13 protein-coding genes are annotated in these 14,884 nt (G+C 69.3%); 6 read left to right on the top strand and 7 right to left on the bottom strand.

Going from position 1 to position 14,884, the window contains the following annotated elements; translation table 11 throughout:
* Positions 1 to 78: 78 nt before the first annotated feature.
* Positions 79 to 1,533 (bottom strand): replicative DNA helicase, encoded by a 1,455-nt coding sequence (gene dnaB / locus OG896_RS19175; protein ID WP_328466561.1) that lies wholly within the window; start codon positions 1,531 to 1,533, stop codon positions 79 to 81.
* Positions 1,534 to 1,988: 455 nt separating this feature from the next.
* Here dnaB and OG896_RS19170 point away from each other — a divergent pair, with 455 nt between their 5' ends.
* Positions 1,989 to 3,377: an MATE family efflux transporter gene (locus OG896_RS19170; RefSeq protein WP_443057084.1), complete on the top strand. Its 1,389-nt coding sequence runs from the start codon at positions 1,989 to 1,991 to the stop codon at positions 3,375 to 3,377.
* 129 nt (positions 3,378 to 3,506) lie between these two features.
* Here OG896_RS19170 and rplI read toward each other — a convergent pair whose 3' ends face one another.
* From rplI to rpsF, 4 genes are all read right to left on the bottom strand, one after another.
* On the bottom strand, positions 3,507 to 3,956 hold the full coding sequence (rplI, locus tag OG896_RS19165; RefSeq protein ID WP_328466563.1) for a 50S ribosomal protein L9: 450 nt from the start codon (positions 3,954 to 3,956) through the stop codon (positions 3,507 to 3,509).
* Positions 3,957 to 3,972: 16 nt separating this feature from the next.
* Entirely contained in the window at positions 3,973 to 4,209 is a 237-nt protein-coding gene (rpsR, locus tag OG896_RS19160) for a 30S ribosomal protein S18 (RefSeq protein ID WP_031512678.1), read from the bottom strand.
* Positions 4,210 to 4,252: 43 nt separating this feature from the next.
* The gene (locus OG896_RS19155; RefSeq protein WP_328466566.1) at positions 4,253 to 4,855 is read right to left on the bottom strand and encodes a single-stranded DNA-binding protein; all 603 of its coding nucleotides are present in this window, start codon (positions 4,853 to 4,855) and stop codon (positions 4,253 to 4,255) included.
* A 90-nt stretch (positions 4,856 to 4,945) separates the two neighbouring features.
* Entirely contained in the window at positions 4,946 to 5,236 is a 291-nt protein-coding gene (rpsF, locus tag OG896_RS19150) for a 30S ribosomal protein S6 (RefSeq protein WP_328466567.1), read from the bottom strand.
* Positions 5,237 to 5,492: 256 nt separating this feature from the next.
* On the opposite strand from rpsF, the gene OG896_RS19145 reads away from it, so the two are divergent.
* The 3 genes from OG896_RS19145 to OG896_RS19135 all read left to right on the top strand — a co-directional run bounded on the left by OG896_RS19145 (position 5,493) and on the right by OG896_RS19135 (position 8,221).
* Positions 5,493 to 5,807: a hypothetical protein gene (locus OG896_RS19145; protein WP_328466569.1), complete on the top strand. Its 315-nt coding sequence runs from the start codon at positions 5,493 to 5,495 to the stop codon at positions 5,805 to 5,807.
* A gap of 188 nt (positions 5,808 to 5,995) precedes the next feature.
* On the top strand, positions 5,996 to 7,117 hold the full coding sequence (locus OG896_RS19140) for a lipid II:glycine glycyltransferase FemX (protein WP_328466571.1): 1,122 nt from the start codon (positions 5,996 to 5,998) through the stop codon (positions 7,115 to 7,117).
* 63 nt (positions 7,118 to 7,180) lie between these two features.
* Positions 7,181 to 8,221 (top strand): alanine racemase, encoded by a 1,041-nt coding sequence (locus OG896_RS19135; protein WP_328466573.1) that lies wholly within the window; start codon positions 7,181 to 7,183, stop codon positions 8,219 to 8,221.
* Between the two features lie 33 nt (positions 8,222 to 8,254).
* Here OG896_RS19135 and OG896_RS19130 read toward each other — a convergent pair whose 3' ends face one another.
* Together OG896_RS19130 and OG896_RS19125 are read right to left on the bottom strand one after the other, a co-directional pair.
* Entirely contained in the window at positions 8,255 to 9,769 is a 1,515-nt protein-coding gene (locus OG896_RS19130; protein WP_329367026.1) for a glycosyltransferase family 87 protein, read from the bottom strand.
* Between the two features lie 125 nt (positions 9,770 to 9,894).
* A complete protein-coding gene (locus OG896_RS19125) occupies positions 9,895 to 12,645 on the bottom strand; it encodes a transglycosylase domain-containing protein (RefSeq protein ID WP_329367024.1) in 2,751 nt (916 codons plus the stop codon).
* A 359-nt stretch (positions 12,646 to 13,004) separates the two neighbouring features.
* Here OG896_RS19125 and OG896_RS19120 point away from each other — a divergent pair, with 359 nt between their 5' ends.
* Positions 13,005 to 13,595: a PadR family transcriptional regulator gene (locus tag OG896_RS19120; RefSeq protein ID WP_329367022.1), complete on the top strand. Its 591-nt coding sequence runs from the start codon at positions 13,005 to 13,007 to the stop codon at positions 13,593 to 13,595.
* Between the two features lie 72 nt (positions 13,596 to 13,667).
* Positions 13,668 to 14,750: an inositol-3-phosphate synthase gene (locus OG896_RS19115; protein WP_329367020.1), complete on the top strand. Its 1,083-nt coding sequence runs from the start codon at positions 13,668 to 13,670 to the stop codon at positions 14,748 to 14,750.
* The last annotated feature ends 134 nt before the right edge of the window (positions 14,751 to 14,884 follow it).

Genomic DNA, 14,884 nt, shown 5'->3' with positions numbered 1-14,884 from the left:
TGCCCGTCACGGAGTGACCCGCAGCGGCCGGACCGCCGTCTCCAGGACCGCCGTTGCCAGGACCGCCGGCGCCGGACCTCAGGTCTGGGCCATGTCCACGAAGCGCGAGTAGTGGCCCTGGAAGGCGACCGTGATGGTGGCGGTGGGGCCGTTACGGTGCTTGGCGACGATGAGGTCGGCCTCGCCCGCGCGGGGGGACTCCTTCTCGTAGGCGTCCTCGCGGTGCAGCAGGATCACCATGTCGGCGTCCTGCTCGATGGAGCCGGACTCGCGCAGGTCGGAGACCATCGGTTTCTTGTCGGTGCGCTGTTCGGGTCCGCGGTTGAGCTGGGAGAGGGCGATCACGGGGACCTCCAGCTCCTTGGCGAGGAGCTTGAGGTTACGGGACATGTCCGAGACCTCCTGCTGGCGGCTCTCGGGGCGCCGGGAGCCGCCGGACTGCATGAGCTGGAGGTAGTCGATGACGACCAGCCGCAGGTCGTTGCGCTGCTTGAGCCGGCGGCACTTGGCGCGGATCTCCATCATCGACAGGTTCGGCGAGTCGTCGATGTAGAGGGGCGCCTCGGTGACGTCGGACATCCGGCGGGCGACCTTGGTCCAGTCGTCGTCGGTCATGGTGCCGGAGCGCATGTGGTGCAGGGCGACCCGGGCCTCGGCGGACAGCAGCCGCATCGCGATCTCGTTGCGCCCCATCTCCAGGGAGAAGATCACGCTGGGCATCTTGTGCGCGATGGAGCAGGTGCGGGCGAAGTCCAGCGCGAGCGTCGACTTGCCCATCGCCGGCCGGGCCGCGATGACGATCATCTGACCGGGGTGCAGGCCGTTGGTGAGGGAGTCGAGGTCGGTGAAGCCGGTGGGGACACCGGACATCTGGCCGCTGCGGGAGCCGATCGCCTCGATCTCGTCGAGCGCACCCTCCATGATGTCGCCCAGCGGCAGGTAGTCCTCGGAGGTGCGCTGCTCGGTGACGGCGTAGATCTCGGCCTGGGCGCTGTTGACGATCTCGTCGACGTCGCCGTCGGCGGCGTATCCCATCTGCGTGATGCGGGTGCCGGCCTCCACCAGGCGGCGCAGCACGGCACGTTCGTGCACGATCTCGGCGTAGAACTCGGCGTTCGCCGCCGTGGGCACCGCGTTGACGAGGGTGTGCAGGTAGGGGGAGCCGCCGATGCGGGCGATCTCCCCGCGCTTGGTGAGCTCGGCGGAGGTGGTGATGGGGTCGGCGGGCTCGCCACGTGCGTAGAGGTCGAGGATCGCGCTGTAGATCGTCTCGTGAGCGGGCCGGTAGAAGTCGGCGCCCTTGAGCACCTCGACGACGTCGGCGATCGCGTCCTTCGACAGCAGCATGCCGCCGAGCACGGACTGCTCGGCGTCCAGGTCCTGCGGGGGTACGCGCTCGAAGCCGCCACCGCCCTCGGAGAACCGGCCCTCGTCCTGGCCACCGGCGCCGCGCTTGCGGAAGGGGGCGACCGCGGGGCGCTCGTCGGGAGGGTGGTCCGCCCAATGGTCGTCCGCGGGTTCGGGTTGGCTCATTCCCGCCACCTCCTCCCATCCGGCCGGGCCGGCCGGACCCCGCGTGCGTGCCACTCTTTCACGGCGGCGCCCCGGTTTTCACGGCGGCGCAGCCGTCCAACGAGCCTCCCGGCGCACGCTCTTCGCGGAGTCGGGGACGGTCCACGCTAGGCCCACCGGCGGCCCACACCAAGCCGGTTATCCACAGGGGGTGTGGATGACGGCGGCATACCTGTGGAGAACTGCCCCGAACCTGTGTACAGCCCTTGGGACAGTGCTGTGGACAAGCCGGTCGACGCTCAGCAGAACCCATCCTGACCTGCCAATTCTTCGTCCATAGCCTGTGCAGGAGAAAAACTTCTGCACCCGGACCAAGATCATGACAAACAACGCGGAGGAGATCACTCTGCGCAGTCGCCCGTAATGATCAGACTCGCCCTTCACCTCTTACTTGTGGACGGTTAGGATATGCAGCTGTGAGTCCTGTACCCCCGGCCGTCGACACATCGGCGCCGCGCGAACCCGCCCGGCCGCCCGCTTCGGTGCGCCGCCGCCACGACCGGGAGATCGTGGCCCTCGCGCTGCCGGCCTTCGGCGCCCTGGTGGCCGAACCGCTCTTCGTCATGGTGGACAGCGCGGTTGTCGGCCATCTGGGCACCGCCCAACTCGCCGGGCTCGGCGTGGCCGCCGCTCTGCTCACCACCGCGGTCAACATCTTCGTCTTCCTCGCCTACGCCACCACCGCCGCGGTCGCCCGCCGGGTCGGCGCCGGCGACCTGCCCGCGGCCCTGCGGCAGGGCATGGACGGCATCTGGCTGGCCCTCCTGATCGGCGTCCTGGTCATCGCCGCCGTGCTCCCGACCGCCCCGGGCCTGGTCGGCTTCTTCGGCGCCTCGCACACCGCCGCCCCCTACGCGAGCACCTACCTGCGGATCAGCTCGCTCGGCATCCCCGCGATGCTCATGGTGCTCGCCGCCACCGGGGTGCTGCGCGGCCTCCAGGACACCCGTACCCCGCTCTACGTCGCGGTGGGCGGCTTCACCGTCAACGCCGGCCTCAACGCGGCACTCGTCTACGGCGCGGGGCTGGGCATCGCGGGTTCCGCCTGGGGCACCGTCATCGCCCAGAACGGCATGGCGGCGGTCTACCTCGCCATGGTGGTCCGCGGCGCCCGCGCCCAGGCCCCCGGCACGTGGCGGTCGATGTTGCGCCCGGACGCCGCCGGGATACGCGCCTGCGCCCGCGCCGGGGTTCCGCTGCTGGTCCGGACGATCAGCCTGCGGGCCGTCCTGATGATCGCCACCGCCGTCGCCGCCCGGCTCGGCGACACCGAGATCGCCGCCCACCAGATCACCCTCACGGTCTGGTCGCTGCTCGCCTTCGCGCTGGACGCCATCGCGATCGCCGGGCAGGCCATCATCGGGCGCTATCTGGGCGCCAGCGACGCCGCGGGCGCGCGGGCGGCCTGCAACCGGATGATCCAGTGGGGCCTGGTCTGCGGCGCCGCGCTGGGACTGCTGGTGGTGCTGGCCCGGCCGCTGGTCGGACCGCTGTTCAGCTCCGACCCGGCGGTACGGCACGCGCTCGCTTCGGCGCTGCTGGTGGTGGCCGTGGCGCAGCCGGTGTGCGGGGTGGTCTTCGTCCTCGACGGCGTGCTGATGGGCGCGGGCGACGGGCCCTATCTGGCCGGGTCGATGCTGGTCACGCTGGCGGTCTTCGCGCCGGTCGCGTTCGCCGTACCGGCGGTGGGCGGAGGTCTGACCGCGCTGTGGTGGGCGATGGGGCTGATGATGCTCACCCGGTTCGCGGCCCTGTGGCTACGCTCCCGGTCCGGCCGCTGGGTGGTGACGGGGGCGAGCCGCTGAGCGTGCGCCGCCGAGGCACGCGAAAGGGCCGGCCCCCGTCCGGGAGCCGGCCCTTCGCTCGTTCCGCTCGATCGCCATGGTCCCCATGTTTCACGTGGAACATGGCGACCATGCCGACCAAATGCCGCGTTACGCGGCCACGACCTCCAGGTCGAGAACGGCCTCGACCTCGGGGTGCAGTCGCACCGAGATCTTGTGCGCGCCCAGCGTCTTGATGGGCGCACCCACCTCGACCCGGCGCTTGTCGACCTGCGGGCCGCCCGCAGCCTTGATCGCCGAGGCGATGTCAGCCGGGGTGATGGACCCGAAGAGGCGACCGGTGTCACCGGCACGCGTGCTCAGCTTGACCTTGACGGCCTGCAGCTGGGCCTTGACGACGTTCGCGTCCTCGAGCGAGTGGATCTCGCGGATGCGCCGGGCCCGGCGGATCTGCTCGACGTCCTTCTCGCCACCCTTGGTCCACGCGATGGCGAAGCCCCGCGGGATCAGGTAGTTGCGGGCGTAGCCCGGCTTGACGTCCACGATGTCGCCTGCGGCACCGAGGCCGCTGACCTCGTTGGTGAGGATGATCTTCGACATGCTGGTCACCCTCTCCTTATCGAGCCGTCGAGGTGTACGGCAGCAGCGCCATCTCGCGGCTGTTCTTCACCGCGGTGGCGACGTCACGCTGGTGCTGCGTGCAGTTGCCGGTGACGCGACGGGCACGGATCTTGCCGCGGTCGGAAATGAACTTCCGCAGCATGTTCGTGTCCTTGTAGTCCACGTACACGGTCTTGTCCTTGCAGAACGCGCAAACCTTCTTCTTCGGCTTGCGCGGGGGCGGCTTCGCCATGGTCTCTCTCCTGTGAGCTCAAGAAGTGTGTGAGGGTCGCCCTCTAGAAGGGCGGCTCGTCCGAGTAGCCGCCGCCGGCACCGCCGGAGGAACCGGAGCCGCCGCCCCAGCCACCTCCGCCGCCGCCCTGCTGGCCGCCGGCCGGTGCGCTGGTGGCCCAGGGGTCGTCGGCGGGAGCCCCGCCGCCGCCCTGCTGGCCGCCCCAGCTGCCTCCGCCGCCGGCCTGGCCACCGCCACCACCGCCGCCGTAGCCGCCCTGCTGGCCGCCGCGACCGCCGCCGCCACTGGTCTTGGTGACCTTGGCGGTGGCGCTGCGCAGGCTGGCGCCGACTTCGTCGACGTCCAGCTCGTAGACCGTCCGCTTGACGCCTTCACGGTCCTCGTACGACCGCTGCTTCAGTCGGCCCTGCACGATGACGCGCATACCGCGCTGAAGCGACTCGGCGACGTTCTCCGCCGCCTGCCGCCAGACCGAGCAGGTGAGGAAGAGGCTCTCGCCGTCCTTCCACTCGTTGGTCTGCCGGTCGAAGGTGCGGGGGGTGGACGCGACGCGGAACTTCGCGACCGCCGCACCGGAGGGGGTGAAGCGCAGCTCGGGGTCGTCGACGAGATTGCCGACGACCGTGATGACGGTCTCGCCTGCCATTGGGATGACCTCTCGACTGGCTTGGTGGGCGGTGCAGTGGTGGTGGCTGCTACTCGGTGGTTCGGTACTCGGTGGTCCGGGAGACCCGGATCAGTGGAGTTCCGGACGCAGGACCTTGGTCCGCAGCACCGACTCGTTCAGGTTGAGCTGGCGGTCCAGCTCCTTGACGACCTCGGGCGTGGCCTTGAGGTCGACGACCGAGTAGATGCCCTCGGGCTTCTTGTTGATCTCGTAGGCGAGACGACGACGGCCCCAGGTGTCGACCTTCTCCACACTGCCGCCGCCACCGCGGACGACGGACAGGAAGGACTCGATCAGCGGGGAGACAGCGCGCTCCTCCAGATCGGGGTCGAGAATGAGCATGAGCTCGTAGTGACGCATAGGGGAACCCACCTCCTTTGGACTCAGCGGCCACGGCGTTTCCGTGGCAGGAGGGTTTGGCTTGCGTCGCAACGGTAACGCGGGGCACCGACAGTGCTTCTCGCGCCGCCGTTGCCCGGCGAAAGGCCGGTGCAGACCGCCCAGCGTACCCGGGTCGGTCCCCCGGGTTGAAATCCGCCCGGTTATGCCCCCAATCTGTATACATCGGGTGTGGCCGGCGCTACCTTGCGCCACCTCTCCATCACGGAGGTGCCTCATGGCACAGCAGCACACAGCCCAGACGTCCTCGGCCCGGACCCATCACCTCACCTTCAACACCGACGGCAAGCGCCATCCGCTGGAGAACTCGCTCCTCGCGATCACGCTCGTCCTCGGCATCGTCGCGGTCACCACGGCCGGATTCCACAGCCTGCACGTGGTCAGCTCCGCGACCGGCCTGGCCGGCATCCTCACCGGTGCGTGGGGCCAGTACATCTCGGTCACCACCGCCGAGCGGTTCGCACTCATCATCGGCCTGGGGATGGCCGCGCTCGGCTTCTACCTGGGCGTGGCACACGGCGGCTTCTCGTAGGCCGTTCCTCCTCCCGTCCTCCGTTCGTGCCCCTTCCGTCGCCTGCCCGCCCGCCGTCCGTCCTCCTTCGGCGAAACGGCGGTCGGTCGTCGAGGGAACGGCTGACGGGCAGTAGCGGCGGCGCTCCCCTCCCGCAGTAGGCTTCGGGCCAGCAAAAGCCCGCAGTCGGAGCATGGGGAGCGCCCCGTATGAGCCTGTCCCTGAGGACCATCAGCCGAAAGCAGCACCTGGACTACATCCAGGGCCTGTCTTCGGCGAGCCACTGCCAGGTCCCGGCATGGGCCGATGTGAAGAACGAATGGCGCTCGGAGAACCTCGGCTGGTTCGACGACGGCACCGGGGAGTTGGTCGGTGTCGGCCTGGTGCTCTACCGCCAACTCCCCAAGGTCAAGCGGTACCTCGCGTACCTGCCCGAGGGCCCGGTGATCAACTGGTACGCGCCGAACCTCGACGAGTGGCTGCAGCCGATGCTCAAGCACCTCAAGCAGCAGGGTGCGTTCACCGTGAAGATGGGTCCCCCGGTGATCATCCGCCGCTGGGACGCCGGGGCGGTCAAGGCGGGCATCGCCGACCCCGACGTCAAGCGGCTGCGCGATGTCGAGGCCACCTACGTCGAGCCGCGCGCCTTCGAGGTCGCCGACCGGCTGCGCCGGATGGGCTGGCAGCAGGGCGAGGACGGCGGCGCGGGCTTCGGCGACGTGCAGCCGCGGTACGTCTACCAGGTGCCGCTGGAGAACCGCTCGCTGGACGACATCCTCAAGGGCTTCAACCAGCTCTGGCGCCGCAACATCAAGAAGGCCGACAAGGCCGGCGTGCAGGTGATCCAGGGCGGCTACGACGACCTGCCGGTGTGGCAGAACCTCTACGAGATCACCGCCACCCGCGACCACTTCCGGCCGCGCCCCCTGAGCTACTTCCAGCGGATGTGGACCACGCTCAACGGCGAGGAGCCCAACCGGATGCGGCTGTACCTCGCCATGCACGAGGGCGAGGCGGTCGCGGCGGCGACCATGCTGACCGTCGGCCGGCATGTGTGGTACTCCTACGGAGCCTCCGCGAACCACAAGCGTGAGGTGCGCCCGTCCAACGCGATGCAGTGGCGAATGCTGCGTGACGCGTACGCGATGGGCGCCAGCGTGTACGACCTGCGCGGTATCAGCGACTCCCTGGACGACAAGGACCATCTGTTCGGCCTGATCCAGTTCAAGGTGGGCACCGGCGGCCAGGCTGCCGAATACTTGGGCGAGTGGGACTTCCCGCTCAACAAGCTGCTCCACAAGGCACTCGACATCTACATGTCGCGCCGCTGACCGGCCGACTCTCCGCTCGGACCGGCTCCGGGCGGAGCACCGAAGAAAGGTCCTGACCACGCGATGGCGCTCACCCTCTACGTCGACACCGCGCGCTGGCGTGCGCACCAGCAGTCCGTGGTCGACCAGTTCCCCGGCATCGTGCCCGTCTGCAAGGGGAACGGCTACGGCTTCGGCCACGAACGACTCGCCGACGAGGCGACCCGGCTGCGCGCGGACATGCTCGCGGTCGGCACCACTTACGAGGCCGCCCGGATCAAGGACTACTTCGGCGGCGATCTGCTGGTGCTCACCCCGTACCGGCTCGGCGAGGAACCGGTGCCGCTGCCGGACCGGGCGATCCGCTCGGTCTCCTCGGTGGAAGGGGTGCGCGGGCTCGTCGGCGCCCGGGTGGTGATCGAGGTGATGAGCTCGATGCGGCGGCACGGCGTCTCCGAGGACGACCTGGTCAAGCTGCACACCGCGATCGACGACGTGCGCCTCGAGGGCTTCGCCATCCACCTGCCGCTGGACCGCGCCGACGGCAGCGACGCGGTGGAGGAGGTCTTCGCCTGGATGGAGCGGCTGCGGGCGGCCCGGCTGCCGCTGCACACGATGTTCGTCAGCCACCTCAGCGCGACCGAAATGGCCACCCTCCAGCAGCAGTTCCCGCAGACCCGGTTCCGGGCCCGGATCGGCACGCTGATGTGGCTCGGCGACCACGACGCCACCGAGTACCGCGGCGCGGTCCTCGACGTGACCCGGATCGCCAAGGGCGAGCGGTACGGCTATCGGCAGGAGAAGGCCGCGGCCGACGGGCACCTGGTGGTGGTGGCCGGCGGCACCTCGCACGGCGTGGGCCTGGAGGCGCCGAAGGCGGTGCACGGCCTGATGCCGCGGGCCAAGGGCGTGGCCCGGGCCGGCCTGGCCACGGTCAACCGCAACCTGTCGCCGTTCGTGTGGGCGGGCAAGCAGCGCTGGTTCGCCGAGCCGCCGCACATGCAGGTGTCGATCCTGTACCTGCCCAGCGATGTGGCGCCGCCCGCGGTCGGCGACGAACTGGTGGCGCACCTGCGGCACACCACCACCCAGTTCGACCGCGTCGTGGACCGCCAGTCGGCGTAGGGCCTCGGCCGGCGTCGGTCGGCCGAAGCCAGCTCAGCCTGTGTAGGACCCGCCCTCGGGGTGGGGCCCGCCGTCGGCGTACGGCACCGGCGGCGCCGACGCGTGCTTGGGCTCATGCACGGGTGTGCCGAGGACGAACGCGTCCTCGGCACCGTCCAGGACACCGCCGGCCGGGTCGTCCGACCCGTCCTGCCGCAGCACGTCGTGCTCGGGCAGCAGGATGTCGCGCACCACCAGGGCGCACAGGTACAGCACGCCGAGCAGGTGCACACCGATCGCCAGGTGATACGCGTCGGCGGTCAGGCCGTGGTGCTTGGCGCTGTTGAGGTAGGCCAGCCGGTACCAGATGCCGAGGAAGTACAGCACCTCCGCGCCCTGCCAGATCGCCAGATCACGCCAGCGCGGCCGGGCGAGCACCGCCAGCGGCAGCAGCCACAGCACGTACTGGGGCGAGTAGACCTTGTTGCTGATCAGCAGCGCGGCCACCATCAGGAAGGCCATCTGCCCCAGCCGCGGCCGGCGCGGCGCGTACAGGGCGAGCGCGGCGATGCCCACGCACAGCAGCAGCATCAGGGCGATGCCGTACTCGTTGACGCCGTCGAGCGCGTTGCCGGAGCGGTCCCTGACGATCATCCACAGGGAGCCGTAGTCCGTGCCTCGGTCCTTGCTGAAGGTGTAGAACTGCGCCCAGCCGTGCGGCGCGAAGGCCATCACCGGCAGGTTCACCACCAGCCAGGCAGCGACCGCGGCGCCCAGGGTCCGGCCGAACTGCCGTAGCCGGCCGGCCCGCAGGCAGAGCAGGAACAGCGCGCCGAGCAGCAGTACCGGGTAGAGCTTGGCGGCGGCGGCCAGCCCGATCAGTACGCCGGCCCGGCCCGGGCGGCCGCGCGACCACAGCAGCAGCCCGCCCGCCGCCAGGGCGACCGCGAACAGGTCCCAGTTGATGGTGGCGGTCAGCGCGAGCGCGGGGGACAGGGCGACGAACAGGCCGTCCCAGGGTCGCCGCCGGTTGGTGCGCGCCACGCACACCACCAGCGCGACCGCGCAGATCATCAGCATCCCGGAGTTGGCGATCCAGAAGATCTGCGCGCTGTGCTGCCCCGAGCCGGGCGGGGTCAGCCAGGACGCCACCTCCATGAACAGCCCGGTCAGCACCGGGTACTCGAGGTAGTGGAGGTCGGCCGAGCCGCTGAGGGAGTCGGGGATGCGGTCGAAGTACGGCACCAGGTCGGCGCCGAAGCCGCGCTGGGTGTACATGTGCGGGATGTCGGAGTAGCAGGCGTGGGCGTACTGCTGGTCGCTGGGCGGCGGCTGGAACCAGCCGCCCGAGTAGCAGGACGTCTTCTGCACCATGCCGAGCGCGAACATGCCGATCACGACGAGCACCATCACCCGCAGCGGGTTCCACCAGCGGTGCCCGGACAGCGCCCAGCGGCCGGCCGGGCCGCCGATGAACTCGCTGCCCGCCGCGGCCACCGGGTCCTCGTCCGTGGGGCGCACGGGGGACTCTCGCCGGTCGTCGTCTGCTCGGTAGCGCACGCTCGTCATGGCGCCATCCTGCCGTACCGGACTGTGTGCGCGAGAGCCCCCGGGACCGTCACGGTTCCGGGGGCTCTCACAGGCTGTCTCACAGGTCGTGCCACCGGCGGCTCGGCGCCGGGGTCACGGCCGGGTCATTGCTTTCGTGTGCTGTTCGTCGTCCCCTGCCACCCGTTGCCGCCGTTGCTGCCGCCGTTGCCCGTCCCACCGTTGGTGTTGCCACCGTTGGTGTTGCCGCTGTCCGTACCGGTGGGCGGCGTGGTGGGCGACGTGGGGCAGCCGAAGATGGAGCACGGCGGGGTGGTGGGCGTGGTGGGCGTCGTCGGCGGGGTCGTCGGCGGCGTCGTCGGCGGGGTGGTCGGCGGGGTCGTCGGCGGCGTGGTCGGCGGCGTGGTGGGAGGCGGCGGGGGCGTCGGGCTCGTCACGTTGCCGTAGATGACCTTGCCGATCTCCTCCGCCGGCTGCTCGAAGTCCTTGTTCGGCTGGCCCTTCATCGCCGCGCTCATGTAGTCCTTCCAGATCTGCGCGGGGAAGGAGTCACCGTGCACCTTCATGGCGCCACCGGTGCCGTACATCGGCAGGAAGGCGTTCTGCTTGCCGTCGTGGGACTGGTCGTCGCGGCGGAACATCACGATCGAGGTGGCCAGCTGCGGGGTGTACCCGTCGAACCAGGCCGACTTGTTGTCGTCGGTGGTACCGGTCTTGCCGGCCGCCGGACGGCCGCCGGGCAGCTGGGCCGGGGTACCGGTGCCCTTCTTGACCACGTCGGTGAGCATGTCGGTGATGGTGTCCGCGACCGTCGGGGAGAAGGCGACCTTGGTCTTGAGCTGGTGCTTGTAGATCTGCTTGCCGTTGTGGACGACGGTGCTGACCGAGTACGGGTCGTTCTGCCGGCCGTGGTTGTCGAAGGTGGCATAGCCGTCGGCCATCCGGATCGCGCTCGGCGAGGAGGTGCCGATCGAGTACGTGACGCTGTTCTTGTAGTCGTCGAGGCCGTTGGAGGCGTCGGCGACCAGCCCGGCCGCGACCGCGGCGTCGTGCACCTTGTCGGTGCCGACGTCCTGGCCGAGCTGGACGTAGGGCGAGTTCAGCGACTTGTCCAGCGCCACCCGCAGGGTGACCCTGCCGAAGTTGTCGCCGTCGTCGTTCGGCTGGCGCCACTGGAACGGCTTGTTGTTCTTGTCGTAGCCGATCCACGGTTTGCCGGTGTAGTCGTTGATCAGCTGGTTGTCCTTACCGCTGAACTCGCTGTCCGGCGACACCAGGGTCCGTTCGCTCAGACTCTGGGTGGCGCCCCCGTTCGGGTTCCGGACGCCGTAGGTCATCGCGGCGGCCAGGACGTACGGCTTGAACGTCGACCCGACCTGGGCGCCGGTCTCGTCGGCGTTGTTGGTGAAGTGCTTGGTCGCGTCGGTGCCGCCGTAGATGGCCACGATCGCGCCGTCCGACGGGTTCACCGAGGCGCCGCCGAACTGGACGAACTTGTCCATGTCCTCGCCGTTCACCACATGGGTGCCGCCGGGTTTGATGGACTTCTTCTGGACCTTCTTGACCGCGGCCTCCAGCGCCTGCACCTTCGGCTTCTGGAAGGTGGTGTGGATCTGGTAGCCGCCCTGGTTGAGCTGGTCGTCGGTGAGGATCTTGTTGTTGATCACGTAGCTCTTGGCGAGGTTGACCATGTAGCCGATCTGCCCGGCCATCTGCGCGTTCTGCTTCGGCGGGTCGGGCATCGGGTAGGTGGTGTACTTCGCTCGCTGGCCGGCGGACAGCAGCTTGTCCTTGACCTCGAGGTCGAGGATGTCCTTCCAGCGGATCATCGAGTTCTTCTTGTTGCTCGCCGCCGTCGCGATCGGGTCGATCGTGGGGTTGCCCGCCGGGTCGTAGTACGTCGGGCCCTTGAGCAGCGCCGCGAGGAAGGCGCACTGGCTCGGGTCCAGCTTGATGGCGTCGACGCCGTAGTACGTACGGGCCGCCGCCTGGATGCCGTAGGCGCCGCGGCCGAAGTAGGAGGTGTTGAGGTACCCCTCCATGATCTTGTCCTTCTTCATCGTCGCGCCGACCTTGATCGAGATGAAGAGTTCCTTGAACTTGCGGCTGAACGTCTGCTGCTGGTCGAGCCGGGTGTTCTTCACGTACTGCTGGGTGATGGTCGAGCCGCCCTGGGTCTCGCCGCCCTTGGCCATGTTGAACAGCGCGCGGGCGATGCCCTTGGGGTCGACGCCGCGGTCGGTCTCGAAGGTCTTGTTCTCGCCGGCGATCACCGCGTTCTGCATCGCCTGGGGAATCTCGTCGATCGTGACGTTCTGACGGTTGACCTCGCCGCCGGTCGCGATCATCTGGCTGCCGTCGGCCCAGTAGTAGACGTTGTTCTGCGCCTGGGCCGCGAGGTTCTCGTTGGGGACGCTCACCATCGCGTACGCGATCCCGATCACGCCGACCAGGGTGCCGAGGAAGCCGACGCACAGGGCCGCGATCTGGCGCCAGGACGGCATCCAGTGGCGCCAGCCCACCTTGCCGAAGCGGGGGTAGTCGATGAACCGTTTCTTGCCGGGGCGGCGGCCTGCCCGCCCGGCCGGACCGGCGCCCGCCGCGGTGCCGGTAGCGGCCGCACGGCGCCTGCTGCGCCCCTGAGCGGCCCTGCGGGCGGCCGCGCGGCCCTCGTACGGCTGCTGCCGCTCGTCGCCGGCGCCGCGGCCGCCTGAAGGCGAGCCCGCGGAGTGCGTACCGCCGGCCGGGGTGCCGCCCGGCGGCGTGTCCGCGGGCGGGGTGCCTCCGGCGGCTCGCCTGCCACCGGAGGAGGGGGGCGTCGGCTGCTGTCCCCCGCGCCGGGCGGCAGCGCGGCCGCCGGAAGGCGACTGCGGCGGCTTGCGACGGTGCTCGCTCATTGAACAGCTACTCCTCGACAGGCGGGATCGCCTGAAGGCATCGGTGACATTCCGGTCGGGTCCCCCTGCGCGCGGCTGGATCGGGCCGCACCGCACCAAGGATCATGACGCACCTTGACGCCACAGGGTTCCCAGTGCTCCGCATGGCGAACAGAGTACGCACGGTCAAATGCCGCTCGGCACGAACGTTCGTCACATATCGGGCAGTTGGCTGCTCACAGGTTTGCCGATGTGACGCCGGTCACCGCGCCTCGCCTTGCATGATGTCTCGGCCCGTTCTATCGTCACGATGTATCGAGTCGATACATCGAGCCGACACACAGGCGGCACATCCGATCGGGAGACGAGGGGACGAGGGATTGAGCAAGCGCTCCGGAATCCTCGAGTTCGCGGTTCTCGGTCTGCTGCGTGAGTCCCCGATGCACGGCTACGAGCTGCGCAAGCGGCTCAACACCTCGCTCGGGGTGTTCCGCGCCTTCAGTTACGGGACGTTGTATCCGTGCCTGAAGACGCTGGTCACCCAGGGGTGGCTGATCGAGGAATCGGCGCTGGACAGCGATCCGCTGACCGCGCCCCTCGCCGGCCGCAGGGCGAAGATCGTCTACCGGTTGACGGCCGCGGGCAAGGAGCACTTCGAGGAGCTGCTCGCCAACTCCGGCCCCGACGCCTGGGAGGACGAGCACTTCGCCGCCCGGTTCGCCTTCTTCGGCCAGACGTCGAAGGACGTCCGGATGCGCGTTCTCGAAGGGCGGCGCAGCCGCCTGGAGGAACGGCTGGAGAGGATGCGCGGGTCACTGGCCCGCACCCGCGAGCGGCTCGACGACTACACGCTCGAGTTGCAGCGACACGGCATGGAGTCGGTGGAGCGCGAGGTCCGATGGCTCAACGAGCTGATCGAGACCGAGCGGGCCGGACGCGTCGAGCGTCCGACCCCCGAGCGGGACGACTAGACAACAACCAAGAGAACGGCGGCCGACCCGGGATCGGGGAACCGCGTGACTATTTCACAAGGAGCAACCGGTATGGGTTCGGTCCGCGTAGCCATCGTTGGCGTGGGAAACTGCGCCACCTCGCTGGTGCAGGGTGTCGAGTACTACAAGGACGCAGACCCGGACAGCAGGGTGCCTGGTCTCATGCACGTGCAGTTCGGTGAGTACCACGTGCGTGACGTCGAGTTCGTGGCCGCCTTCGATGTGGACGCGAAGAAGGTCGGCCTCGACCTCGCGGACGCCATCGGGGCCAGCGAGAACAACACCATCAAGATCGCCGACGTCCCGCAGACCGGCGTGACGGTCCAGCGCGGCCACACCCTCGACGGCCTCGGCAAGTACTACCGCGAGACCATCGAGGAGTCCGACGAGACCCCGGTCGACGTCGTCGAGATCCTCAAGGACCGCAAGGTCGACGTCCTGGTCTGCTACCTGCCGGTCGGCTCCGAGGCCGCGGCGAAGTTCTACGCCCAGTGCGCCATCGACGCCAAGGTCGCCTTCGTCAACGCGCTTCCGGTCTTCATCGCCGGCACCAAGGAGTGGGCGGACAAGTTCACCGAGGCCGGTGTGCCGATCGTCGGTGACGACATCAAGTCCCAGGTGGGCGCCACCATCACGCACCGCGTGCTGGCGAAGCTCTTCGAGGACCGCGGTGTGGTGCTGGAGCGCACCATGCAGCTCAACGTCGGCGGCAACATGGACTTCAAGAACATGTTGGAGCGCGAGCGCCTCGAGTCCAAGAAGATCTCCAAGACGCAGGCCGTCACCTCGCAGATCCCGGACCGCGACCTCGGCGCGAAGAACGTGCACATCGGCCCGTCCGACTACGTCCAGTGGCTCGACGACCGCAAGTGGGCGTACGTCCGCCTCGAGGGCCGCGCGTTCGGCGACGTCCCGCTGAACCTGGAGTACAAGCTCGAGGTCTGGGACTCCCCGAACTCCGCCGGTGTCATCATCGACGCGCTGCGCGCCGCGAAGATCGCCAAGGACCGCGGCATCGGCGGCCCGATCCTGTCGGCGTCCTCGTACTTCATGAAGTCCCCGCCGGTGCAGTACTTCGACGACCAGGCCCGCGAGAACGTCGAGAAGTTCATCCGCGGCGACGTCGAGCGCTGAACCTCCCGTCCGGACCGCCGGCCACCGCATGACAGCTTCACCGCTGAAATGGTGGCCGACAGAACGACGATGTGACGGTCGGTCGACCGACCCGAACGACTGAGCAGGGCCCCGGGGCGCGTACCCGGGGCCCT

The organism is Streptomyces sp. NBC_00669, from assembly GCF_036226785.1.
In the GTDB taxonomy this organism is placed as follows: domain Bacteria; phylum Actinomycetota; class Actinomycetes; order Streptomycetales; family Streptomycetaceae; genus Actinacidiphila.
This window is presented reverse-complemented; position numbering and strand designations above follow the sequence as displayed.